This window comes from Formosa sp. A9 (assembly GCF_051200825.1).
In the GTDB taxonomy this organism is placed as follows: domain Bacteria; phylum Bacteroidota; class Bacteroidia; order Flavobacteriales; family Flavobacteriaceae; genus Formosa.
In genome coordinates this window covers 923,598-949,768 of sequence record NZ_CP195158.1, presented here as the reverse complement: position 1 = coordinate 949,768, position 26,171 = coordinate 923,598, and the positions used below count along the sequence as shown (strand labels likewise).

General features: G+C 36.1%; 23 protein-coding genes. 3 read left to right on the top strand and 20 right to left on the bottom strand.

Going from position 1 to position 26,171, the window contains the following annotated elements; genetic code table 11:
• The first annotated feature begins 331 nt into the window (after positions 1-331).
• On the top strand, positions 332-1,579 hold the full coding sequence (locus ACR9EA_RS04185) for a T9SS type A sorting domain-containing protein (protein ID WP_435137959.1): 1,248 nt from the start codon (positions 332-334) through the stop codon (positions 1,577-1,579).
• Between the two features lie 148 nt (positions 1,580-1,727).
• Positions 1,728-5,678 carry a pectinesterase family protein gene (locus ACR9EA_RS04180; RefSeq protein WP_435137956.1) on the top strand — a complete coding sequence of 1,317 codons (3,951 nt, stop codon included), beginning with the start codon at positions 1,728-1,730 and terminating at the stop codon, positions 5,676-5,678.
• 98 nt (positions 5,679-5,776) lie between these two features.
• On the opposite strand, the gene ACR9EA_RS04175 is transcribed toward ACR9EA_RS04180, so the two are convergent.
• The 18 genes from ACR9EA_RS04175 to recR form a co-directional block, all read right to left on the bottom strand.
• Positions 5,777-6,016, bottom strand: a complete 240-nt coding sequence (locus tag ACR9EA_RS04175; protein ID WP_435137953.1) for a DUF3820 family protein — start codon at positions 6,014-6,016, stop codon at positions 5,777-5,779.
• Between the two features lie 18 nt (positions 6,017-6,034).
• Entirely contained in the window at positions 6,035-6,436 is a 402-nt protein-coding gene (locus ACR9EA_RS04170; protein ID WP_435137950.1) for an OsmC family protein, read from the bottom strand.
• 4 nt (positions 6,437-6,440) lie between these two features.
• Entirely contained in the window at positions 6,441-8,366 is a 1,926-nt protein-coding gene (locus ACR9EA_RS04165) for a LysM peptidoglycan-binding domain-containing protein (RefSeq protein ID WP_435137947.1), read from the bottom strand.
• A gap of 42 nt (positions 8,367-8,408) precedes the next feature.
• Complete coding sequence (gene guaA, locus ACR9EA_RS04160) at positions 8,409-9,944, bottom strand: glutamine-hydrolyzing GMP synthase (RefSeq protein ID WP_435137944.1); 1,536 nt, start codon at positions 9,942-9,944, stop codon at positions 8,409-8,411.
• A gap of 48 nt (positions 9,945-9,992) precedes the next feature.
• On the bottom strand, positions 9,993-11,366 hold the full coding sequence (locus ACR9EA_RS04155) for a pyridoxal phosphate-dependent decarboxylase family protein (protein ID WP_435137941.1): 1,374 nt from the start codon (positions 11,364-11,366) through the stop codon (positions 9,993-9,995).
• A gap of 5 nt (positions 11,367-11,371) precedes the next feature.
• Positions 11,372-12,982: a bacillithiol biosynthesis cysteine-adding enzyme BshC gene (gene bshC / locus ACR9EA_RS04150; protein ID WP_435137938.1), complete on the bottom strand. Its 1,611-nt coding sequence runs from the start codon at positions 12,980-12,982 to the stop codon at positions 11,372-11,374.
• Between the two features lie 260 nt (positions 12,983-13,242).
• Positions 13,243-14,547: a 30S ribosomal protein S12 methylthiotransferase RimO gene (gene rimO / locus ACR9EA_RS04145; RefSeq protein WP_435137935.1), complete on the bottom strand. Its 1,305-nt coding sequence runs from the start codon at positions 14,545-14,547 to the stop codon at positions 13,243-13,245.
• A 113-nt stretch (positions 14,548-14,660) separates the two neighbouring features.
• Complete coding sequence (gene ftsY / locus ACR9EA_RS04140) at positions 14,661-15,614, bottom strand: signal recognition particle-docking protein FtsY (protein ID WP_435137932.1); 954 nt, start codon at positions 15,612-15,614, stop codon at positions 14,661-14,663.
• A 196-nt stretch (positions 15,615-15,810) separates the two neighbouring features.
• Complete coding sequence (locus ACR9EA_RS04135; protein ID WP_435137929.1) at positions 15,811-15,963, bottom strand: DUF4295 domain-containing protein; 153 nt, start codon at positions 15,961-15,963, stop codon at positions 15,811-15,813.
• A 7-nt stretch (positions 15,964-15,970) separates the two neighbouring features.
• Positions 15,971-16,153 carry a 50S ribosomal protein L33 gene (rpmG, locus tag ACR9EA_RS04130; protein WP_143380976.1) on the bottom strand — a complete coding sequence of 61 codons (183 nt, stop codon included), beginning with the start codon at positions 16,151-16,153 and terminating at the stop codon, positions 15,971-15,973.
• A gap of 24 nt (positions 16,154-16,177) precedes the next feature.
• Entirely contained in the window at positions 16,178-16,414 is a 237-nt protein-coding gene (gene rpmB, locus ACR9EA_RS04125) for a 50S ribosomal protein L28 (protein WP_435049442.1), read from the bottom strand.
• A 78-nt stretch (positions 16,415-16,492) separates the two neighbouring features.
• Positions 16,493-17,746, bottom strand: coding sequence for a competence/damage-inducible protein A (locus ACR9EA_RS04120; protein ID WP_435137925.1), 1,254 nt, complete (start codon positions 17,744-17,746; stop codon positions 16,493-16,495).
• A gap of 1 nt (position 17,747) precedes the next feature.
• Positions 17,748-18,089 (bottom strand): Hpt domain-containing protein, encoded by a 342-nt coding sequence (locus ACR9EA_RS04115; protein ID WP_435137922.1) that lies wholly within the window; start codon positions 18,087-18,089, stop codon positions 17,748-17,750.
• 2 nt (positions 18,090-18,091) lie between these two features.
• Entirely contained in the window at positions 18,092-18,703 is a 612-nt protein-coding gene (locus ACR9EA_RS04110; RefSeq protein WP_435137919.1) for a fumarylacetoacetate hydrolase family protein, read from the bottom strand.
• 14 nt (positions 18,704-18,717) lie between these two features.
• A complete protein-coding gene (locus ACR9EA_RS04105; protein ID WP_435137916.1) occupies positions 18,718-19,494 on the bottom strand; it encodes an exonuclease domain-containing protein in 777 nt (258 codons plus the stop codon).
• Positions 19,495-19,598: 104 nt separating this feature from the next.
• Positions 19,599-20,924, bottom strand: coding sequence for a dihydrolipoamide acetyltransferase family protein (locus ACR9EA_RS04100; RefSeq protein ID WP_435137913.1), 1,326 nt, complete (start codon positions 20,922-20,924; stop codon positions 19,599-19,601).
• Between the two features lie 118 nt (positions 20,925-21,042).
• On the bottom strand, positions 21,043-22,146 hold the full coding sequence (locus ACR9EA_RS04095) for a glycosyltransferase family 2 protein (RefSeq protein ID WP_435137910.1): 1,104 nt from the start codon (positions 22,144-22,146) through the stop codon (positions 21,043-21,045).
• 6 nt (positions 22,147-22,152) lie between these two features.
• Complete coding sequence (gene recR / locus ACR9EA_RS04090) at positions 22,153-22,770, bottom strand: recombination mediator RecR (RefSeq protein ID WP_435137907.1); 618 nt, start codon at positions 22,768-22,770, stop codon at positions 22,153-22,155.
• A gap of 81 nt (positions 22,771-22,851) precedes the next feature.
• Here recR and ACR9EA_RS04085 point away from each other — a divergent pair, with 81 nt between their 5' ends.
• Entirely contained in the window at positions 22,852-24,294 is a 1,443-nt protein-coding gene (locus tag ACR9EA_RS04085) for a sodium:solute symporter (RefSeq protein ID WP_435137904.1), read from the top strand.
• Here the strand turns inward: ACR9EA_RS04085 and ACR9EA_RS04080 are convergent.
• The gene (locus ACR9EA_RS04080) at positions 24,265-24,627 is read right to left on the bottom strand and encodes a CoA-binding protein (RefSeq protein WP_435137901.1); all 363 of its coding nucleotides are present in this window, start codon (positions 24,625-24,627) and stop codon (positions 24,265-24,267) included. The two genes, ACR9EA_RS04085 and ACR9EA_RS04080, sit on opposite strands and share 30 nt — an antisense overlap.
• A gap of 466 nt (positions 24,628-25,093) precedes the next feature.
• Positions 25,094-26,104, bottom strand: a complete 1,011-nt coding sequence (locus ACR9EA_RS04075; RefSeq protein ID WP_435137898.1) for a 3-oxoacyl-ACP synthase III family protein — start codon at positions 26,102-26,104, stop codon at positions 25,094-25,096.
• Positions 26,105-26,171: the final 67 nt, after the last annotated feature.

The window sequence follows — 26,171 nt, the reverse complement described above, 5'->3', positions numbered from 1 at the left end:
TTTCTCAACCGCTTTAACACCTTCATTAACCGCGCTCATGATAACTTCAAAAATTATTGAATCCGCAATTAAGTGTTAAAAACACACGAAGTTTTCAGTTTTGATAAGGGATAATAATGAAATCCATAAAATTTAACATCAAAATTTTCAAAAACACTTGTGTAATCGATTACATTTATATAATTTAACCGAAATTTTTTAACACAACAACAAACAATCTCACAACAAAACAAATAGCAAACTAACAATTTACTAATTACAAATGAAGAAAACTTTACTTTTTAATACTTTACTTTTATTTCACTTTTGCCTTTTTGCCCAAACCTATAACATGGACAAACCTGAAGGTTTTGGAGCAGCAACTACAGGTGGTGGAGATGCATCATCTATAACGGTAAGTACCTATCAAGAGTTTAAAGATGCACTAAGTTTAAACGAATCTAAAGTCATTTTAATAAACGGCACGATAACCATTCCAGAATATCAAGCCATTAGCAAACGAGTTGTTAATAAAACTATTCTAGGTTTACCAGGAGCAACATTAGAAAATTTATCGCAAAGTTCAGGGTCTGGAATTCTCACGCTTTCTAGTGGTTCTAGTAACGTAATTATTAGAAACATTACCTTTAAAGGTCCAGGAGCCTACGATATAGATGGACGGGATTTACTAACCGTTGAAGGCTGCAATAACCTTTGGGTAGACCATTGCGAGTTTCAAGATGGACAGGACGGTAATTTCGATATTAAAAATACTACAGACAATGTTACTGTTTCTTGGTGTAAATTTACTTATTTACTACCTGCCAAAGCGGGAGGTTCTGGCGGATCTGACGATCACAGATACACAAATTTAATTGGCTCTAGTAAAAGCAATGCGCCTGCCGATGGGCATTTTAGTGTTACTTTTCAAAATTGCTATTGGGCAGACGGCTGTAAAGAGCGTATGCCTAGAGCTAGAAATGCCGAATTACATATTTTAAATTGTTACTACAACACTTCGGTAGATAATTCTACAGCCATTGGTTTAGGCGGAGGGCCTAACAACACCACCTGTTATGTAGAGAATACAAATTTCGACAAGATTAGCTCGGTATTTAAAAGCTATGCTAGCGATGGCGGAGTTACTCTTATTCAGTTCGAAAATTGTATCAATCCTACTAACAATATAGGTACAGTTAACAAACCAAGTTACGAATATACAACCTACCCTGCCGAAGAGGTTAAAGATGCTGTTACAAACGAAAGTTGTGGGGCTGGCGCTAATTTGATGATTGATGATTCTGGAGTTGTTACTTCGTCTTGCGATAAATTAAGTATTGCGGAACAAGATTTATTTAGCGTTAAATTTTATCCAACGGTATTTAACGAAACCTTATTCATGGAATTACCACAATCGGTTAACGAACCACTTACTGTTTCCATCTTTTCGGTAACCGGCAAGCGTGTTTTCACAAAAACATTCCAAAAAGAATATAGCAATACCAAAACCTTAGCTTTAAGTCATGTTAATTCTGGCATGTATTTCTGTAAAGTTACTCATGGTAACCAATCTAAAGTTTACAAGGTTATAAAAAACTAACACACACTTACCTTATACAAACACAATCTCACTTAATTATTAACCTTTAAAATTTTACACACTCTAACAAACTAAAAACCAAACTAACACATTCTGCCTAAGCTGTACACTATACGGCTTAGGCTTTAACTAACAAAAACACTAACCAATGCGTAAAAACAAACTACTTTTAGGATTGTTCCTATCGTTGTGCTCTGCACTAATGTTCGGACAACTCTCTACACCAACTGCATACGATTTTACAGATGGTATTATTATCCCTGCAGGACAAAGCCCAGACCAAGTTATTACCCTAGAAGGTAATTATTCCGACCATAACTCGAATTATGGTTTAAATATGAAAAAAGATGGTGTTATAAAAATTAAAGTTAACGGCACCACAACCATAAGCTTTTTAGGCTCTAAACATTCTTCTTTAGATATGCACGGTGTATCTGAAACTGGTGTAGATTTAGGAACGCAATCTACAAAAGTTGAAAATGATTTGGTAGATACTTTCGACTTCAACTACAAAGGAGTAGCCACCACATTAATTTTCACCTTAGTCGGAGACGGCACCGATTTGTATTTACCATCGCTAGAAGTTATCCCTACAACTTCTATTTACGATTTTACAGACGGCACTATTATTACCGCTGGCCAAAGTAACGATGGCAAACTAACTTTAAGTGGCACCTATAAAAACCACAGCGAAAAATATGGTTTAAATTTAAAAGCAGGAGGAACCATTAGCATTGCTGTAGACGGTAGCAGTATAGTACGTTTTATAGGCTCTGCCCACTCGTCGCTTAGCTTAGAAGGGACTGCAGTAAGTCAAGGTGATTTAGGCACTATTAACACCAAAGTAACTAATGATTTAGCCGATACTTTTGAATTCACCTATCTTGGTGGCCCAACAACATTAAAATTTGTTGCAGTAGAACCAGGAACCGATGTTTACCTACCTGCTCTAGAAGTGCAACCTCACGATGTTACACTTACCAAAACCGATGTTTGGGATTTTGGAGCAGAACAATTAGATGAAACGCTTTATAACAACCAATTATCAGTTGCTATTATTAATAGCTGGTACGACAGTAGTATAGAAGCTGGTAGTGTTGGACCTGTTTTACCTTCAACCTTTACGGCTGGCGATTTATCATGGACTGGCGGAAGTAACGACCGTTTACGATCTACCAACTCGGCTTTAACCCGATACGACGATAATATTTCAGATTCTAACGGACATACTGGTCGTATTTATGTGAATTCATCTGGAGCCACAGGCCGCTATTTAGAATTACAACTTAACGCAGACGACATGGTTACCGTGGCGGCCAAAACCGATTCTGGCGGACTTATCACCTTCGAAAATATGGATGAAAATGTACATCAAAAAGACGAAGTTGAAATGACCAAAGATTTTGCTGAATTGAAATTTGTTGCACAACAAGCTGGATCTTACAAAATTTACGACAGCTCTGGTAAGCCTAGTTATTACAGAATATACAGAGAGGCTGCAGAATACATTACACTTTCAGGAACGGTAGATGTGTCTCAAGCAGAAAATATCCCTAACGATTATAGCATCATTTTTACTAATCAGGCAGGTAAAACTTGGTCTGCAACTGTAAACGATGGCATGTATAGTATAGAACTCCCAAAAGACTCTACCTATGGTATCAGCCTTGCCAATGCCAATGGCTATGTAATTACAAACGGAGATAGCATAACTGTAAATTCCGATAATACTACGCACAACATTACCATTATACAAGTAGATTTATACGAATTAACAGGAGCTTTAATAGGTATCAATGATTATATAGACGCATTAGGTCTAACATTCACCCCGGATCCTGAAGCTAATAAAATTTACACCCCTATGGTAAGCATTAACACCGAAGCAAAAACTTACAGTGTTAAACTAGAAGCCAGTGTACAATATACCATTACAGCAGAAGGCGTAAATGATTTCGATATCGAAAATAATACGGTAACCATGGCTGCACAAAATAGCACCCAAGATTTAACTTTTGTAGCTAAACCTGTATACATGGTAGCTATTTTAGCTCCAGAGTTAAATACCGAGCAACTAGACAAATTAGCGTTAACCTTTACCAATACTAACGAAGAAAACGCAGTATACACCTTTAACAACATTTCCGACATTACGTTACGCGATGGCACTTATAGCATTACATATTCTGGCTTAGACGAATATCCTTTAGAATTGGCATTAACGTCTAATTTAACAATAGACGGACAAGATGCTACAAAAGAGTTATCTTTTGTTCCTGTTACCAATTGGACATTCGATGATAAAGTAATTGCTAATGGCTACGAATTTTACAAAGGCTTACAATTCTCTGGATCGGTAGCTAACGAAATTGGTAAAGGACATTTAAACATAAGCGAAGGCGGTACAATAAAAATTCCAGTTAACCCTAGCACCAAAGTCATTGTAAGTTATTATTACGAAGCTAATTTCACGATTGAAAACGGTGATCCGGTAATAACTAACAGTGGTAGTACTAGTACTGTTGAAACCACCGAATATATTTACACTGGAAATGATGACGGTACAGTAACCATTACCGCTGCTGGCAAATCGTATATTACTAATATTGAAGTACAGCCGTTTGTAGATTTTGCTACTGAAATTACTGTAGGAACAGACAAGGACTATCAAACGATAAACGAAGCGCTAGAAGCCATATCCAGAATGGTACGCCCAAACAACGAGCGCGTTACCGTACTGATAGATCCAGGGAATTACGAAGAAATGCTAGTTATAAACACGCCTAACATTACCTTTAAAAACGCTTCTTCGAGCCCTAGCATAGCCGTAAGCAATAAAGGAGTAGATATCGATGCCAATGCCGTTAGAATCACATCGTACTACGGACACGGATATAGCTACTACAGCATGGGCAACGACCAAAAATGGCATGCTGATGTTTTAAAAACTAACAAAGAAAACGGATCGTTATCATACAATAACGCGGGAGCAGGTACTACCAATGGCTCGTTTTGGAATGCTACAGTAGTTATTTCTGCGCATGGTTTTGAAGCTAACGATATCATTTTCGAAAATTCATTTAACCAATACATTTCTAAAAAAGAATCTGAAGACATCCTAGTGTTAATTCCTTCAGAAAATAAAGGGGTAAGACCAACAACAGTTGGTAATACCGATGTACAAGACCGCAGTTATGTAGAACGTGCCGCTGCCATTGCAGTAACTAACAATACCGATAAAGTACTATTGGTAAATTGTAAAGTTATTGGTAGACAAGATACTTTCTTTGGCGGAAGCAATACTAGAGTTGTAGCCTACAAAGGTGAAATTTTAGGAGCTGTCGATTATATTTTTGGAGGTATGACTGCTGTATTTTATCAAACCGATTTAGTAATGAATACCAGCGATGTTAGTAGCGATGCAGCCTATATTACTGCTGCGCAACAAGATGGCGGACGCGGATATTTAATGTACGGATGTACAGTAACATCAACCGATCCTGGTACAGAAACGGCATCAACTTACCGTGCTAAACCAGGTTATTTCGGGCGTCCTTGGAGACCAACTACTAGCGAAGTTGTGTTTTACAACACCACCATAGAAACCTCTAATTATCCTGGCTCTGAAGACTTATCGCTAATTGTTCCAGATGGATGGAGAGATTCTTTAGGTGGACAATCGGAGTTTATGTACGAATATGGTAGTACAGAAAATTCTGGAGTAGACAACAGTGGCAATCGCGTAAGCTGGTCTACCGTTTTAACCGAACCTATTTTAAAAGACGGTACAGAAATTACTACCTTTAATTTTACAAAAGGTAACGATAACTGGGATCCTATTAAAGACTTAAACGAAGCTTTAAGTATTACCGACATCTCAGAATCTTCAAACGAAGTACATATTGCGGCTTATAATGGCAAACTTCATATTTCCAACATAAGCTCTGCAACAGACATACAAATTTACAATACATTAGGGCAATTATCTCAGCAACTAAAAGTCAACAAAGACCTTAATTTCAATATCGCTCAAGGCATTTGGTTTATAAAAGTTAAAGATGCTAAAGGCTCTAAAACCATAAAATTAGTGGCACACTAATTTATATTTTTCATTTATTTAATTGTTGTTTAAAAAAGGGCTTGAATTTATTTTCAAGCCCTTTTTGTTTTATAATTTATACAATTAATCTAATGTTATTATTTTCTCGGTTTTGGATAGTTTTGCTGAATGTTTCTAATAAGATGCTCCAAACCATTTAATTTTAATTCGTATACCATTTGCATTTGTTCTCCTAGCTTACCTTTAGGAAAACCTTTATTATGGTACCACACCATATAATACTCGGGTAAATCTATTAAATAACGGTCTTTGTACTTACCGAACGGCATTTTAGTGTGCGCCAAAGCAATTAAAACGTCACCGTTTAAACCTTCCATAACAATTTTAAATATATGCTACTTCCAATTAAAAGTAACAACACGTTCTATGTCTGGATGCAAGCTAAAATGAACTGGACATGTTCTAGCAGTGTGCTCTAAAATTTTACGCTCTTTATCTGTGGTTTCGACACTAATATTGAACGTTACTTCTATTTTAGAAATTCTACGAGGCTCTGTGGCCATTGTTTTAGTAACTTCGGCTGTGGTTCCTGTTAGATCTACGTTTAAATCTCTAGCCTTTATACCCATAACCGTCATCATGCAATTGGCAAGGCCTGTAGCTACGGTATCTGTTGGCGAAAAGGCCTCACCTTTCCCATTATTATCAACTGGAGCATCGGTAATAAAGGTATTTCCCGATTTTATATGCGTATTTTCTGTACGTAAGTTTCCTAAATAAAGTACCTTAGAAGTCATTTTTTTATTCTTTTACTTCAACAATTTTTAATTCTTCATACTGCAATAAATACACCGTATCGTTATAAAAACCGCCTAAATCTTTCTTTTTATAAGCGAATTTATTTTCAACATATTCTGTTAAAGGTGCATCGTTGGCAGAAGCGTATAAGTCTGTAGAAGTTACCAAACGCAGTACAACATCCATGGTAACATCAAATCCTCTAACTGCAATTTTATTTGGCGTTATTCCGTATTCCTTTTCGTAACGTTTTATAAATCCGTTTTCCACATCCTGATCGAAACTTTTTGAAACGGATGCGTAATGGAAATGTAAATTTGATAAATGGTGATTAGAAACCTCGTTCCCTTCAAAAGCAGCATTCATATTACTGGTTGCTAAAATAATTTGAGTTTCCTCAGTATTTAAAGAATTTAAAATACTGGTTATGTTAGACACGAATACTTCGCTTTCCGTCTCTAAGAACACCACATTTTTACCAGGCTTTAATAATTTAGCAATATCGTCTACTAAAATATAATGCGAATCGTTCCCCTTTTTGTCTTTTCTAGACTGCACTTTTGCTGCCAAAGGAAATGCCGATGTTAACTTAGTACTACTAGCCATAGATTTTGAATCGAAGACTAAAATTGTATTGGTTAAACTATCGCGTTGCTTAAAGTAATTGATGACTTTAGATTGCAGTAAAGCTTCTGAAGGCCTAGACTGAAAGGTATTATTGGTAATGTTTACATGCTTGGTTATTGGCGACACTACAGGAATGTTATACTGACCTAATTGCTGGGCAGTAAATTCGACATCGCTTTGTGTTAACGGACCAATAATGGCATCTAATTCTTCGAAATTATGATTTCTTAATACATCGCTTATAGTACTGGTTTTATTTTCGGTATCGTAAACATCTACTTTTACATGAACACCAAGTTTTTTAAGCGAATCTAAAGCGATAAGTACTCCTGAATGAAATTCTAAGGAAAAATTTAAATAGTTATCCTTTTGAATATGGCGCATGGTTCCTGAAATAGAATCGAAATTTACCCCTTTTAGTCGAAAAGGCAACATTACAGCAATGTGCTTTTGATCTGGCGCAAACGGACGTTTAGTTAAATCGGAAGCTACTAGAGTTTGGTCTGAAATCATTCCAATAACATCATCGTCTACCTTTTTTGGTACTTTTAAAACCATTCCAACTTTTAAACCGCTTTCTTTTAACTCGGGGTTTAATGTTTCTAATTCGTCTTGCGTTACCCCTAATTTAACTTTTAACCTGTAAAACCCTTCTTTAGGTTGTACTTCGTAATAATCGTACTTATCTTCTACAACTTTTTCCGAAACACGGTCTATATTTGGCACTTTTATAGTATCTCCTACTTTAAGTACCTCGCTCATTTCTGGGTTTAGGGCTTCAAGTTCTTCAATGGTAATTCCAAATTTATATGCTACTCGCCACTTACCTTCTTTAGGCAAAACCACATAATCTTTGGCAACTTCTAAAGGCTGATTAACTTCTTCTAAAACCTGCTTGGTTTTATATACAGGAATTCTAATTTTTGTGCCTTTTCTTAAAGGTTCTGAATACAAAAATGTATTTTCCTTTTTCAGCTCGTCTGTAGTAACATTGTACATTTTAGAAATGCTGTACAACGTTTCTTTACGTTTAACCCGATGTTGTTTGTAACCTGTAAGCTGTTTAACTGTAGTTATTTCGGCTTGAACTTGTGTTTTTGGAATAATTAAAACCATATTGGGTTTTAAACCGTTTTTAGCATCCGGATTCAGCGCATAAATGTCGTAAACAGACACCAGGTATTGTTTGGCTATATCCTCTATTTTTTCATTCTGCTTTACTTTATGGGTACTGTAATTTTGAGCAAAAACGTGGTTCCCAATAAAAACAAGCAATACAAAAACAACTAAAAACTTTTTCATTCAATATGGTTTAATTCGAAAAATAATTGATGTAATATACGTTTATTCCCACTCTATTGTGGCTGGTGGCTTAGAACTAATATCGTACACTACTCTATTAACGCCTTTTACCTTATTTATTATATCGTTAGATGTTTTTTGTAAAAACTCGTAAGGTAAGTTTACCCAGTCGGCTGTCATACCATCGGTACTTTCTACAGCTCTTAAAGCGACACATTTTTCATAAGTACGTTCGTCTCCCATTACCCCTACGCTGTTTACAGGTAATAAAATAGCTCCGGCTTGCCATACTTTATCGTAAAGTCCCCAAGATTTTAATCCGTTAATAAAAACAGCATCAACTTCCTGTAATATTCTTACTTTTTCTGCAGTAATATCACCTAAAATACGAATAGCCAATCCTGGGCCAGGGAAAGGGTGACGACCTAAAAGCGCCTGATCCATATCCATAGATGCACCAACGCGTCTTACTTCGTCTTTAAATAAAGCCTTTAAAGGCTCTACTATTTTAAGCTTCATAAAATCTGGTAAACCGCCTACGTTATGATGGCTCTTAATTGTAGCACTTGGACCTCCAGTAGCAGAAACACTTTCTATAACATCTGGATATATAGTACCTTGGGCTAGCCATTTAACATCTTGTATTTGGTGTGCCTCGTCGTCGAAAACTTCAATAAACACACGACCAATGGCTTTACGTTTAGCTTCTGGATCGCTTAAACCAGCAAGGGCGTCTAAAAATCGTGCCGAAGCATCTACCCCTTTAACATTAAGCCCCATGCCCTTGTATTGTTCTAGAACATCTTCGAATTCATTTTTACGTAACAAACCGTTATTTACAAAAATACAATACAGGTTTTTGCCAATTGCTTTGTGTAAAAGCATGGCTGCTACAGAAGAATCTACACCTCCAGACAAACCTAAAACCACCTTGTCGTTTCCTAATTTTGCTTGAAGCTCTTCTACAGTTTCCTCGACAAACGATTGCGGTGTCCAATCTTGATTAACATCTGCAATATGCACCAAGAAATTCTCTAGTAATTGCTTTCCATCTGTAGAGTGATACACTTCTGGGTGAAATTGAATAGCATAGGTTTCTTCGCCTTCAATTCTATACGCTGCATTTTCAACATCGTGGGTACTGGCAATAAGCACGGCATTTGTTGGTAAATGCTTAATGGTATCGCTATGGCTCATCCAAACTTGGCTACCTTCAGAAATCTTATCGAAAAAAGGTTCACTATCTTTTATAAACGACAAGTTTGCTCTTCCGTACTCACGCGTATTAGATGGTGCTACTTCACCTCCAGAAAAATGCGCTAAGTATTGCGCACCGTAGCATACTGCCAACAATGGTTTTTTACCACGAATTTGCGATAAATCTGGATGCGGAGCTTGCTCTGAACGCACAGACGATGGACTACCAGAAAGGATAACCGCCTTGTACTGCTCGATATTTGAAGGAATTTTGTTAAAAGGATGAATTTCGCAATAAATGTTGAGTTCTCGAACTCGACGTGCTATAAGCTGAGTGTATTGCGAACCGAAGTCTAAAATTAATACGTTATTATGTTGCATGCGCAAAATTACTATTTATACTTTTATTTGTAAAGTTTGAATTCAACTTTATTCCATTGTTTTTAAAATAAGTGCAATATCTTCTTCTGTTGTATCTGGGTTGATAAAACAAAAACGAGATACCGTTTCGAAAGTATCTCCTGTTTTCCATTTTGTAGGCGTTACTAAAGCAAATCCTTTTTTATGGTTCTCGTAAGTCCAATGTGTATAATCTTCGGGTTGCCATCCTATACGTCTAAACAACACACAAGACAAACTTGGCTCTCTTACCAACTCGACATTAGGGTGCGCTTCTATTAATCGGCCAGCTATTTGTGCTAATTCCAATCCACGCTCTATAGCCTCTTTATATCTATCTGTACCGTGCATTGCTAAAGAAAACCATAAAGGCAAACCTCTAACGCGACGTGTTAATTGTATTTGATAATCGGTTGGATTAAATCCGTGAGCACCTTCATCTTTAAATATATCGAGGTAAGACCCCTGTTGCGAATGGGCATTTTTAGCCAATTCTGGGCGCTTATAAATTACTGCTCCACAATCGTAAGGCGAAAACATCCATTTGTGCGGATCTATAGTAATACTATCGGCTTTTTCAATTCCTTTAAACAAATGTCTTACAGAATCTGATGCCAAAGCTCCGCCACCGTAAGCAGCATCTACATGCAACCATAAATGTTCTGTTTCGCAAATTGTTCCAATTGCATCTAAATCGTCTATAATTCCAGCGTTAGTTGTACCACCTGTAGCTACTACAGCAAACAAGCGCTCGCGTTGATCTGCCGATAAATTATCTATAGTTTCTTGCAGGGCTGGTCCTTCTAGACGGTCTTCGGTATCTACCAAAAGCACATCTAAATCGGCCACTTTTGCCATCGCCTTAATGGATGAATGCGCACCGATAGAGGTAATTATTAAACCGCGTTCGTTTTTATGTTCGGCTTTAAGGCTTCTCCAATATTCTCTGGCCGTAACTATCGCCGATAAGTTTGCCGCTGTTCCGCCACTGGTAAACACTCCAAAAGCGCCTTCAGGTAAACCGGTAAGCGAAACAATCCATTTCATAGCTTCATTTTCGCAAAAAATACCTCCGGCGCCTTCCATCCAGTATGCGCCGTGAATGCTAGATGCCGATGTTACCAAATCGAACATTACAGCGGCTCGAGTTGGAGACGCTGGCACAAAGGCTAAATTTCTTGGGTGATCTACAGGTACATTGGCTTTCATTAAATGTTTTTTCCAAAGATTAAAAGCATTCTCGCCACCTATACCCTTTGCTGTTATCGTTTCGCCAACTAAAGCTTTTAATTCTTCGGCTTTTTTGGGCTTGCCAATTTTACGTTCTGATGAAGAAATGCGTTCTATGGCATATTTCATAACATCCATAGTCATTTCTACCAAATCAAAATCTACTTTATGCATTTATGTTACAGATTTAGTATTAAAAATTCTTGTTTTAAAGGCTGCAAATTTAACACTAACTGTTCAATTAATTGGTCTCCAAACTCAAGATATAATTCAGAGAAATTAACAGCGCGTTCCTGTAAACTGTCGTTAGGAAACAACTCGTTTTGTAACGCCGTCATTCTAGACACCTGATCTGCTAATTTCTTTTTCTGCGCCTTTAGCAAACGTTTTTCTAAATGCTCTAACCCTTTGATTTGCTTACGCTCCTGTGCTTTTACGGCACCAACAAACGAACGATCTGTTTGCTCTGCCAAATCGTACAAAAACTCGAACTGCTCTTGAAGCTGTTGCTTTTGCCTTGAAAAATCGATATCGATATTCGAAATCTTTCTCACTTTTTTGTTAATAAAAGCATCGCGTTTTAAAAACAAATCGTGGTTACTAATATCTAGTTTCGTTAACTTTTTTGCTTGCTGCTGCGTTTTTACCAATACAGAATTTCTTAGCAACAGCATTGGAAACGGCACTTCTACAGCTTCAAAAAAACGTTTTAATTGTAACCAATACGCCAATTCGCCTCCACCGCCTATGTAACACAAATTAGGCAAAATCACTTCCTGATATAGCGGACGCATGATGACATTAGGCGAAAATCGTTCTGGAAAATTATCGATTTCTTCTAAAATTTCGGCCTCAGTAAAGGTCTTTGAAGCATTAAGAACTTTATAACTATCTTCTTCGAAAACTATACGCTCACGGGTACCCGCTGTTAAATAAAATAAGTTAATTGCTCTCGGATTAACCTGAATATTATAGTCTGCACCCGAAATAGCCGATAACGCATCATTGGTTTTGGACACCTCTAGACTAGAGGTTTGTTGCAGAATATCCTGTTTAATGTAAGGAATAAATTCGCGTTTTAATTCACGATGATTAGCATCTAGAATTACCAAGCCTAAATCGGAAAATAAGGCATTGGCCAAAAATCGCGTAGCATCGGTTAAATTATCGTGATTTAAATATGCTTGAGAGAACAACTGCTTTAATTGATCTGCATGTTTACCTAAACCTAATTCTTGTTCAAACAAATTAAAAACAGCCGAAAGCCCTTCGGTAGACAACTCTCCTACTGCGCCACCATCTTCCCTGTTCCACTGTATTTTTTTGCCTTTAAAATTAAAATAATTAATCTCGTCGAAATCATGATCTTCTGTTGCCATCCAATACACGGGCACAAAATGATAGTCGGGATATTTAGCTTTTAAAGTGTTCGTTAAATTGATAGTAGAAATGATTTTATACAGAAAATACAACGGTCCTGTAAACAGGTTTAACTGATGTCCTGTTGTAATTGTAAAGGTGTTGGATTCTTTTAAAAGCGATATGTTTAAGCGCGTGGCTTCAGAGGTTTTTAAAGTAGCATATTGTTCTTCTAAAACCGAAACTAATTGCCGCCGTTGTTGCTGAGATGCACCTACCTTACCTGACTTTTCCTGTATTTGAGCTTTAAAATTTTCGAGTTTAGGAAAACGATTATAAAACGGTTGTAAAGCAGGATTTTCATCTAAATAATCGCATATTAAAGTTGAAAAATAGTTGGTGTCTCTAAACGGAATACAGTCAGTCGGCATATTAAATTTTAAATTTTATGTAAATATACAGTTATTAGATTTTTCAATTCTAAAAATTTAGTTAAGACTCCTATTCACACTTATCCTTACAAAAAAAGGTGTTTTGATTTCTCAAAACACCTTTAATTATTTTACTAAAATAATACCATGTCACTTCGACCGCAGTCGAGAAGCTGTTTGAGTACCCTTAATTAAGAAGGCCTCGACTGCTTTCGACCTGACCAAGCTCATGTTAATATGATTCTTTACGAATGGTCCTTTTAATTCACAACTTCGGCATACAAATCGAAATCTGCTGCATCGGTAATTTTAACCGTTGTAAATTCTCCTGTTTTAAGGTAAGTAGACGTTGCATCTATAAGCACTTCGTTATCTACATCTGGCGAATCGCATTCTGTTCGACCTACAAAATAATTCCCTTCCTTTCTATCGATAACCACTTTAAATTCCTGACCTATTTTTTCCTGATTCAGTTCCCATGAAATCTGCGACTGGATTTCCATAATCTCGTTAGCCCGTTGCTGTTTTACGTCTTCAGGCACATCGTCTTCTAAACTATAAGCATGTGTATTTTCTTCGTGCGAATAAGTAAAGCAGCCAAGACGTTCAAATCGCATAGCTTTAACCCATGTTTTTAATATTTCGAAATCTTCTTCGGTTTCGCCTGGATACCCTACAATAAGCGTAGTACGAATAGTCATTCCAGGAACAGTTTTTCTAAAATCTTCTATTAATTTAGTTGTCTTTTCCTGGGTGGTACCACGACGCATACTTTTTAAAAGTTTATCGGATATATGTTGCAATGGGATATCTAGATAGTTACATACTTTAGATTCTCTGTTCATAACGTCTAGAACATCCATTGGAAATCCTGTTGGAAACGCATAGTGTAAACGGATCCATTCAATACCTTCAACTTTTACTAAAGCTTCAAGTAATTCGGCCAGATTGCGTTTTTTATATAAATCTAAACCGTAGTAAGTTAAATCTTGTGCAATTAATATTAACTCTTTAACGCCGTTTGCGGCTAATTTTTCGGCTTCCTGCACTAAATCTTCAATAGGTGTAGATTTATGTTTTCCGCGCATTAACGGAATCGCACAAAAACTACACGGACGATCGCACCCTTCTGCAATTTTTAAATAAGCATAATTTTTAGGCGTTGTCGTTAAACGCTCGCCAATCAATTCGTGTTTATAATCGGCACCAAGTGCTTTAAGTAAGCCTGGTAATTCTGTAGTTCCGAAATACTGATCGACATTAGGAATTTCCTTTTCTAAATCTGGTTTATAGCGTTCAGACAAACAACCTGTAACAAATACTTTATCGACCTCGCCTTCTTCTTTCTTTTGCATGAATTCCAGAATGGTATTCACACTTTCTTCTTTGGCATTATTAATAAAGCCACAGGTATTAATCACTACAATATTACCGTCTTCTTCATGCGCAACATCTTTCCCACTGGCTTTCAGCTGTCCCATTAACACTTCGCTATCGTAAACATTTTTACTACAACCTAGTGTTACTACATTGATTTTATTTTTTTTACGTGATTTTGTTCTCATATCAAAAATTCAGTGTGCAAAGATACGGAATGATTTAGGAATGTAATGGCGTTTACCCCAAAATAAAAATGCCTTGAAAACTGAATCTCAAGGCATTTTAAAAATTTATTCTATTATTTAAAGAAGGAATCTACAAATTCGTACTTATTAAAGACTTGCAAATCGTCTATCCCTTCGCCTACGCCTATATACTTTACTGGTATTTTAAACTGATCGCTTATACCAATAACTACACCTCCTTTTGCAGTACCATCGAGTTTAGTTACCGCTAAAGATGTAACCTCTGTAGCTGCTGTAAACTGCTTAGCCTGTTCAAACGCATTTTGTCCGGTAGAACCATCGAGCACCAACAGCACATCGTGCGGCGCATCGCCTATTACTTTTTGCATCACGCGTTTTACTTTGGTAAGCTCGTTCATTAAATTGATTTTATTATGTAAACGACCTGCTGTATCTATAATAATAACATCGGCATTTTGCGCGACACCAGATTGTAAGGCATCGAAAGCTACAGAAGCAGGGTCGCTGCCCATAGCTTGTTTTACGATAGGCACATCTACACGATCTGCCCAAACTTGTAACTGATCGATAGCTGCTGCTCTAAACGTATCGGCTGCACCTAACACCACATTAAGTCCTTTTTTCTTAAACTGGTAGGCTAATTTTCCTATTGTGGTTGTTTTACCCACGCCATTAACACCAACCACCATAAGTACGTATGGCTTTTTGTTTTCCGGAATGGTATAATCGGTTGCTTCTCCCGAATTGGTTTCAGATAAAAGTGCCGCTATTTCTTCTCGTAAAATACCATTAAGCTCGTCTGTACCTAAATATTTATCGCGTGCAACACGCTCTTCAATGCGCTCTATAATTTTTAAGGTTGTATTTACACCTACATCGCTAGACACTAATACTTCTTCCAGATCATCTAATACATCATCGTCTACCTTAGATTTTCCCGCTACGGCTTTACTTAATTTATTAAAAAAAGTAGATTTAGATTTTTCCAAACCTTTATCTAATGTTTCCTTTTTTTCTGAAGAAAATATTTTTTTAAAAAAGCTCATTGGTTGTTGATATTAAAATTAAGCTATACAATACCGATTTGCTTACCGCCTGTAAGACAAATCCTTTTTACTTTTAGTACCGTTGTTAACTAAATAACCAGAATAACTTACGGACTTAATTTTGATGTAAATATAAAACAAAAGCTGCTTTCTTGTAAGAAAGCAGCTTAAATATCTTAATTCTAGTAAAAATATATTATTTTTTACTCAAGAAGTCGTTTACTTGCTCTGGAGTCATGATAGCTTCTACAAATGTGTAAGCACCTGTTTTATCAGACTTAACCATTTTAATAGCTTTTGTTAATCTTTTAGACCCCGTTTGTAATGATGCTACTGATTTCTTTGCCATGACTCAATTATTTTATTTCTTTATGAATAGTCATTCTCTTTAAGATAGGATTGAATTTTTTAATTTCCATTCTATCTGGAGTATTCTTTTTATTCTTTGTTGTAATATATCTAGAAGTTCCTGCCACTCCAGATTCTTTGTGCTCTGTACACTCTAATATTACCTGAACTCTGTTACCTTTCTTTGCCATTATTCTATAATTTTAAAAAGTGGCTTATTTTAAAAACCCTTTAGATTTAGCTTCTTTTATAGCAGCAGAAATTCCTATTTTGTTAATAGTCTTTAATGCTGAAGTAGATACTTTTAAAGTTACCCACTTATCTTCTTCTGGAATGTAAAAACGCTTTTTAACTAAATTCGCATCAAATTTGCGCTTAGTTTTGTTCATAGCGTGAGACACGTTGTTTCCTACCATTGCCTTCTTACCTGTAAGTTCACAAACTCTTGACATTCTTTCTAAACTTTAAATGTTGTTATTTCAAAACGAGGTGCAAATATACAAATTCTTTGCTATATAACAATTTAAATGTTAGGTATTTTTTAAAATTTCTTTTTGAAGCAGTTCCAAGGCCTTGTTCACGGCTTTGTTTATAACCTTAACACGATGGTTTCCTAAATTAAATTTTTCGACTATCGCGTGGTTTTCGCTAGCTATTGCAATAAAAACCGTCCCTAACTCCTCTTTATCGTCGGTTAATGTAGGTCCAGCATTTCCAGTTGTTGCGATAGCATAATCGGTTTTAAAAATGGACTTTGCCTGCTTAGCCATGGCTTCTGCTACAGCAGCACTAACCACACCATGTTTATTAATTAAGGTTTCCGAAATGTTTAAGACTTCAATTTTTGCTTGAGTAGCATAACTTACCACACTACCTTTATAAAAACTTGACGCCCCTGGATGAGCTGTAAACTGTTCTGCTATTTTACCCCCAGTGCAACTTTCGGCTGTTGCAAGAGTTTTCCCGAGATGCGTTAACATTTTCCCTAAATTCTCCTCTAAGGAATCTCCATCACCTTCTATTCCTACAAAAATATCCTGTATTTGAGGCAATAACAACCGCTCCTGTCTTAGCATCTCTGCCATTACGGATTCTTCGTCTTGCCCCTTAGCCGATAACCTTAACCTCACCTTACCTAAATTGGGAAGATATGCCAATTTTATACCTTTAGGTAATGCATCTTCCCAAACCTCTAAGCGTTCCGCCAAAGCACTCTCGCCTAAACCATAAGTAACAAAGGTTTTATGTAAAATAAAAGGGTACTTATATTTATGTTGAAGGTTAGGAATCACCTCATCGTCTATTAAAGCTTTCATTTCGAAAGGCACGCCTGGTAAAGACACAAATATTTTGTTGTTATGCTCTATCCACATACCTGGAGCTGTACCATATTTATTATGCAATACAGAAGCTTTTGATGGTACCAAGGCCTGATTTCTATTCAACTGAGAAATTGGGTTCGACGAATACTTTGCAAAAATACCTTCTACATGCTCTAACACCATTTCGTTTTCTTCTAAACTATCGTCAAAATACTCCGCTATGGTATGTTTGGTTATATCGTCTTTAGTTGGCCCTAAACCACCTGTTATAATAATAATATCGGCATTACTTTCCGCTTCCTTTAAAGCTTTTAAGATATGCACTCTATCGTCTTGAACAGATGTTATTTGATATACAGAAACTCCTATTTTATTAAGACTTTTTGCAATATAAGCCGAGTTTGTATCTATAATTTGGCCGATTAAAATTTCGTCGCCAATAGTAATTATTTCTGCTTGCATTTTAAAGAGAAAAGTCTGATTTTATTTCGGAAACCGCTTGTTCTATGGCTGTTACCACTTTATTAAATTGCGGCGTAATATCTAAATCTGTTTTTTCGAATTTACCCCAGTCCTGAATTTCTATAATATCATCTAGAATCCCCAATTCAAACAGATCTACTGTCGGTTTTAACTTGTGGGCCATTTGGTAAGAGGTATTATAATCTTTAGTGTTTACGGCTGTAATTAAAAGATCTAAATCTTCTGGCACTTCTTCTATAAAAGTCATAGCCAAAGCCTTAACAAAGTCTTCGTCGTTATCTGCCAATTCCCTTACCCTATACAACTTATAATGTCGCTCCATATTTATTTAACAGTTATTGAAAACATTTGTTCATCTTCTATATAGCCTTGCAGCACATCGTTTGGTGCTACAGCTCCAACTCCCGCTGGTGTACCTGTAAAGATAACATCTCCTATCTTTAAAGTAAAATATTTTGAAATACATTCTATTAACTCATCAATTTTCCAGAGCATGTGACTTGTATTTCCGTTTTGGACAGTATTTTCGTTCTTTTTTAATGAAAAATTAAGATTGTTGAGATCGGAAATTGTTTCTTTTTTAAGCCATTTTCCAATTACCGCTGCCCCGTCAAATGCTTTTGCTTTTTCCCAAGGCAAGCCTTTAGCTTTTAATTTAGCCTGTAAATCTCGAGCGGTAAAATCGATACCCAAACCTATTTCATCGTAATATTTATGTGCAAATTTTCGGTCTATATGCTTACCAACTTTATTAATTTTCACCAAAACCTCTACCTCGTAATGTACATCTTCAGAAAAATCTGGGATAAAAAATGGTTGCTTTTTTAATAAAATAGCCGTGTCTGGTTTTAAGAATACAACAGGGTCTTCTGGTTTTTCGTTTTCTAGTTCGGCAATGTGTTCGGTATAATTTCTACCAATACAAATAAGTTTCATCTTTTATTTTAAAATTAATTCAACTTATTATTGAAGCTTCTAAGTTTTATAGCCGTGAGCACTTTTTTAGTGTACAGCGGAAAATCGGCGTTAAGCAACCATCCAAAATACCCTGGCTCGTCGTTCAACACATCTACTACTTTTTTATTTTTATGCTTTCCAAAAGAAAAACACTCTTCGCCTGCTTTATTATAAATGATAAAGCCTGCAAAATCGGCAAACTGCTTTCTACTACTAAACTCCGATAAAAACTTGGCGTTGTTTTCTAACTCTTCGTATTTATCGACTTGTGCTTTTAACACTTCGTAAGTTGCATAAGTATCGGCTGCAGCGCTATGCGCATTTTCTAAATCTTTATTACAATAGAATTTGTAAGCGGCACTAAGCGTACGCTGCTCCATTTTATGAAATATGGTTTGTACATCTATAGCCAAAGTGCTTTTCATATCGAAATCTACATCTGCTCTAAGCATTTCTTCTGCAAGAAGAGGGATATCGAAACGATTAGAATTGAAACCTGCTAAATCTGAATCTTTAATTATATTATAAATGTCTTTAGCCAGGGCTTTAAAAGTCGGAGCATTGGCAACATCGGCATCGGTAATACCGTGAATATCGGAAACCTCTTTCGGGATTTTCATTTCTGGATTTACAAGCCATGTTGTAGCTTCTTCTTTTCCGTCGGGATACACTTTTAATATTGCGATTTCTACAATACGGTCTTTTGAAATATTAACACCTGTGGTTTCTAGATCGAAAAAACAAATCGGCTTTTTTAAATTAAGATTCATTAAATTAAAATTTATTAAGGATGCTAATTTACTAAATGTATTTGGGCTAAAACAAAAAAACCCAACTCAAATCGGTTGGGTATTTCTATTATTAGGTTGTCATTTTAAATTTCTCTGTTACTATCCCAAGCCTCTAAGTAATCTTTTACGGCTTTAACAAACTGCCCGCCAAGGGCTCCGTTTACTACGCGGTGATCGTAAGAATGCGACAAGAACATACGGTAACGGATGCCTATAAAATCGCCTTCTGGCGTTTCTATAACCGCTGGCACTTTACGAATGGCACCTAAAGCCAAAATACCAACTTGAGGCTGGTTAATGATAGGTGTTCCCATAATACTTCCAAAAGTTCCTACATTAGTTACAGTATAGGTTCCTCCTTGAATATCGTCGGGTTTCAATTGGTTTTGTCTTGCTCTATTGGCCAAATCGTTAACTTTCTTGGTCATGCCCACCAAATTTAACTGATCGGCATTTTTAATAACTGGCACAATTAAATTGCCATCTGGCAAAGCCGCTGCCATACCCAAATTTATATTCTTCTTTTTAATTATAGTATCGCCTTGCACAGAGATATTCATTAACGGAAAATCGCGAAGTGCTTTAGCTACAGCCTCCATAAAAATAGGTGTAAACGTTAAGTTTTCGCCTTCTCGTTTATAAAACGCATCTTTAACTTTCTTTCTCCAATTCCAAATAGCTGTTACATCTGCTTCAATAAAACTTTGAACATGAGCCGATGTTTGCGTAGACTCTACCATGTGATGAGCAATTAATTTACCCATTCTGCTCATTTCTATAATTTCGTCTTCTCCTGAAGCTACTACTGGCGCTTCCGCAGAAGCCTTTTCAACAGATTGCAGTTTAGCCGACTCTGTTTTAACTGCTGTAGGTTCCGAAGTCGCTTGTTGCCCACGACTATCTAAATACTTTAAAATATCGTGTTTTGTAACTCGACCATCTTTGCCCGTACCCGAAATTGAATCCAGTTCGGTTTGCGTGACGCCTTCTTCTTTAGCTATATTTTTTACTAATGGTGAATAAAAGCGATCGCCAGAAGATGTTATAGTACTTGTTACAGCCTCTTTTGCTTGACTAACTATATCTTCAGCTTTGGCTACATGTTCATCTGTTTCGCTTGTGGCACTTTTTTCAGAAAGATCGTCAGCTGGCGTTTCCACTTCGCCGCCTTCGGTTTCTATAATTGCAATAGTTTGCCCTACCTGAACAACATCATCTGCATTGAACAATTTTTCAACCAAAATACCATCCACATCGCTAGGCACCTCGCTATCTACTTTATCTGTAGCGATTTCCAAGACTGGCTCGTCTGCTTCAATAACATCGCCAACTTCTTTAAGCCAAGATGTAATAGTCGCTTCTGCAACACTCTCTCCCATTTTTGGTAATTTCAGTTCTATTTTTGCCATATTCTTATTGTAAAGCTTTATTTTAGTTGTTGTTTGCGAAATTAACAATAAAATTTATATATCACCTAATTATATTCAATTAATATTACCTCTAGACAACATCAAAAAAACCAATAGATTACGTACTAAATTTAATTATTTCTCCTCGTGCGGCCGCGTGATCGCTCCCGACTGCAAAGTTAGCATTATAAGGAATAATTCTGAAGGCTACCGCATTATTAAATTGATATTTTTCTAAATAAGCAATTATAGTTTTAAAACTTAAATGTGTATTATCTAAAAACACAAGCTGGTTTGGTTTAACGGCAGTTAACAAATCTACCCGAGAGCATGGCAGGTTTTTATGTTGCTCTAAACCGGGAATATTGCGATGAGACACCAAAACACGCGATGTAATTTCTGGCGTTTTAATTTCGGGCTGCATGTTTAACATCGTTAGCACCTTAACCCCTAAACTAAGCCCCACATTAAAAACGAAATTGGGTTTAAAATGTTTTTTATAAAAAATTTTCATTGCCCCGTTAAACCGCTTCGCGTAGGTTTTATTCCTAAATGTACTTTCGCCTTTAAAATGAATAACCGTAGTGGCTCCGAAATATTGATTTTGAAATCCGGCTTTTAGAATTTTATACGACAAATCGACATCTTCTCCATACATAAAATAATCGTCGTCGAAACCTCCCACTTGATTATAAACCTCCTTTTTAATAAGCATAAACGCCCCAACAAGTATTTGCACAGGAGCAACATCTTGTGGCTCTATATGATTTGCGTAGTAGCTTTTAGAATGCCCCATTAACTTTTGAAGCGCCACATTTGGCGTTGGCACATTGCGCTTACTCTCTGGTAAGAATTTACCTGTTCCGTCTATCAATTTACACCCTACTGCGCCTAAATTGCTTTGAGAATCTGCAAATTGTAACACCTTTATAAAAGTGTCTTCAGCAACAACCGTATCTGGATTTAAAATACAAATGTACTCGCCTTTGGCTTTGGAAACCCCGATATTATTCCCTTTGGAAAACCCGTAATTATTGGTGTTTTCTATTAAAACAACATCTGGAAAAAGCTGCTTTACCATATCGCAACTTTCGTCTGTTGATTGATTATCTACAACTATAATTTCGGCATCTAAATCTTTTACAGCTGCTTGCACACTTTTTAAACACAGCTCTAAAAAGTAGCGCACATTGTAATTTAATATGATAACAGAAAGCTTCAATTAAGATTAAGATTTTAAAGAGCCTTCAAACGGAATTCGATTTAGAATACTACGCCCGAGAGTTACCTCATCGGCATATTCTAATTCGTCGCCAACAGAAATACCTCGTGCAATAGTAGACACCACCACACCATAATCTTGTATCTGCTTAAAAATATAAAAGTTGGTCGTATCGCCTTCCATAGTAGAGCTTAAAGCAAAAATAAGTTCTTTCACTTTCCCTTCTTTCACTTTATTAACCAAGGAAACAATATTTAAATCGTGCGGACCAATACCATCCATAGGCGAAATTTTCCCTCCCAAAACATGGTACAAACCTTTAAAGGAACTGGTATTTTCTATGGCCATAACATCCCGAATATCTTCTACAACACAAATAAGATCGTCTTGTCTTCTCGGGTTTGAGCAAATTTCGCATAATTCGTTATCACTAATATTATTACACGACTTACAAAACTTTATTTCTGTACGCATATTAAGCAATGCTTGCGCTAATTGCACGGTTTGCGATTCTGGCTGACGCAGTAAATGCAGTACTAACCGTAAAGCTGTGCGCTTACCTATTCCTGGTAATTGCGACATTTCGCTCACGGCTTTTTCCAGTAATTTTGAAGAAAATTCCATAGGCATCAAATTTACAATTTTAGTTTTAAGATTTGCACATGTAACATTGTAATTTGTATTTTGGCTTACGAAAACTAACTTATGAGCGCTACTCAAATTATTTTACTAATAGCAGCCTATTTTGGGGTGTTAATTTTAATTTCCTACATCACCGGAAAAAAAACCGACAACAATGCTTTCTTTAAAGGCAATAAACAATCGCCTTGGTACGTAGTTGCCTTTGGTATGATTGGCGCTTCGCTCTCTGGAGTTACTTTTATTTCTGTACCTGGGTGGATTGAAGCCTCTCAATTTAGTTACATGCAAGTGGTTTTTGGCTACATTGTAGGCTACCTGGTTATTGGCACAGTACTTTTACCATTATATTACCGCTTAAACCTTACTTCTATCTACACTTATTTAGAAGAGCGTTTTGGCAATTACGCCTACAAAACAGGCGCTTCTTTCTTTTTAATCTCTAGAGTTGTTGGCGCCAGTTTTAGATTGTTCTTAGTTGCGAACGTATTACAAATTATACTTTTTGATGATTTGGGCATTCAATTCTGGCAAACCGTTACCATTACCGTTTTACTTATTTGGCTGTACACCTTTAAATCGGGAATAAAAACCATTGTCTGGACAGACACCCTGCAAACCCTTTTTATGCTCATTGCTGTTGGTGTTGCTATTTACTCTGTAAGTCAGGATATTAATTTAAACGGGCAATCGGCTTTGCAGTTTGTATTAGAAAGCGACCTTTCTAAAATGTTCTTTTTTAACGACATTAAAACCGCAGATTATTTTTGGAAACAATTTATATCTGGAGCTTTTATAGCTATAGTTATGACTGGTTTAGACCAAGACATGATGCAAAAAAACTTAACCTGTAAAACACTTAAAGATGCTCAAAAAAACATGTTTTGGTTTACTATTGTTTTAACCATAACCAATTTTATATTTTTAAGTTTAGGACTTTTACTAACGGTTTACGCCCAACAAAACGGCATAGATGCCCATAAAGACGACTTATTTCCCATTTTAGCAAAACACCATTTAGGAACGGGCGTTTTTATTTTCTTTTTACTCGGATTAATTGCCGCTGCCTATAGTAGTGCCGATAGCGCCTTAACCTCGCTTACCACTTCGTTTAGCATAGATATTCTGGATATTGAAAAAAAACACGATAAACCTAAACAAATAGCAATACGAAAGCGTATTCATGTACTTATCTCTATGCTATTAATATTGGTTATTATTGTTTTTAAATATGTTATTAAAGACGAAAGTGTTATTGCTAAATTATTTGTGTTTGCTGGTTATACTTATGGCCCATTATTAGGACTTTACAGTTTTGGATTATTTAGCCGATGGCAAGTTAAAGACAAACTAGTACCCTTTGTAGCCATTGCATCGCCAATCTTATCTTATATTATAAGTACCAATAGCTTAAAATGGTTTGGCTTTGAATTTGGATTCTTTATTTTAATACTAAATGGTTTACTAACTTATTTAGGTTTAATATTGATTCGTAGACAACAAAACTAGAGTACAAGCTACTTCAAAATGAATGCCATTAGATTTTAACAAAGCATACAACTCTGGATTTTCTGTACCTGGATTAAAAATAACACGCTTAGGCTGTAAAGCGATAATATAATCGTAATATTCGGTTTGCCGCTTTGGGTTTAGGTACAATGTTATAGTATGTACATTTTTATACGGTTGCAATGCTGTGTCTATTTGAACTCCCGCAACTTCTCCTTGTCGTAAACCAATGGCAAGTGTTTCATGCTTTGCAGAAACCAAACGATTAATTGCCATATTAGAATATCTAACAGGATTTAAGGAAGCTCCCAAAACTAGTGTTTTTTTATTCATAGTGTTAAAACATTGTTAATACATATTAATTTTAGTAACAGGTTACAAAGTTAATAGTCTTTCTAACACCAATCAATCATTAAACGAACAGTAACATTTTTAATTAATCCATCACCTAAAAAACATAACAATTGCAATTGTTTAAAATAGCCTTATGATATTTTGATGGTTAGTATTACAAGAGCATATTTTAAACCAGAAACCCAAGGATTTAACCTTGGGTTTCTAAATATTGTATTAAAATTGTTAAAATTCGTTAAATACTGTAAATCAAGACAATAAAAAAACACATTTATAGTTACCTTTATAAGCAACATTAAGCGGGTATTATTTTACATTTGAATTAGTCTTCTTACCAAAATCATTTATTCGCAATTCAGTGTTAGTTTTAGAATTGATTTTTAGCAAAATACAAAAAGCCAAAACAATGTTTTGGCTTTTTCTGTTATATCAATAATTTACTTTTTTACCATTTTATAATGGCGCTACCCCAAGTAAAACCACTACCAAAAGCAGCCAACACAACGGTATCTCCTTCTTTAATTTTTCCTTGCTCCCAAGCCTCGGTTAAGGCTATCGGTATAGAAGCTGCTGTCGTATTTCCGTAAGTCATTATATTGTTAAAAACCTGATCGTCTTTTAACTGAAATTTACCTTGTATAAATTGAGATATACGCAAATTGGCTTGGTGCGGTATCAACATATCTATAGCATCAGGACTTAATTTATTTGCTTTTAACCCTTCCATAATCACCTCACTAAAACGCACTACCGCATTTTTAAATACAAATTGTCCGTTCATATGCGGCAAATAACTTTCATCGTCAGGATTGTTATCAGCCAAAATATCGCTAACCCAGCGCGACCCCATACTTGGCGCCAACAATGCCAGTTCTTCGGCATGCTCGCCTTCAGAATGCAAATGGGTCGATAAAATTCCTTTATTAGTATCTTCTGTACGGGTTAAAACTGCAGCGCCTGCTCCATCTCCAAAAATCACAGATACGCCACGCCCTCTAGTTGTTTTATCCAAACCTTTAGAATGTAGCTCACTACCTATTACTAAAACATTTTTGTACATTCCTGTTTTAATAAATTGATCGGCAACAGACAAACCATAAATAAAACCAGAACATTGGTTACGAATATCTATTGCGCCTACGGTTTTAATATCTAAGGCTTTTTGTACCTGTACTCCAGGCCCAGGAAAATAATAATCTGGACTAAGTGTTGCAAACACTATAAAATCGATATCATCTTTATCTATTCCTGCGCGTTCTATAGCTATTTTGGCAGCCTTTACACCCATAACCGAGGTAGAATCTTCGGAACCCGGCTTTACCCATCTACGCTCCTTAATACCAGTACGTTCCTGAATCCATTCATCATTAGTATCCATCATTTTAGACAAATCATCGTTTGTCACCACATTGTCTGGCACATAATGCCCAAGACCAATAATTTTTGAATTATACATATTTTATGTTTTTACAGCTCTACATGTTAAGCCCTATAATATCTTTAAAAAAGGAAAGCAAAATTAC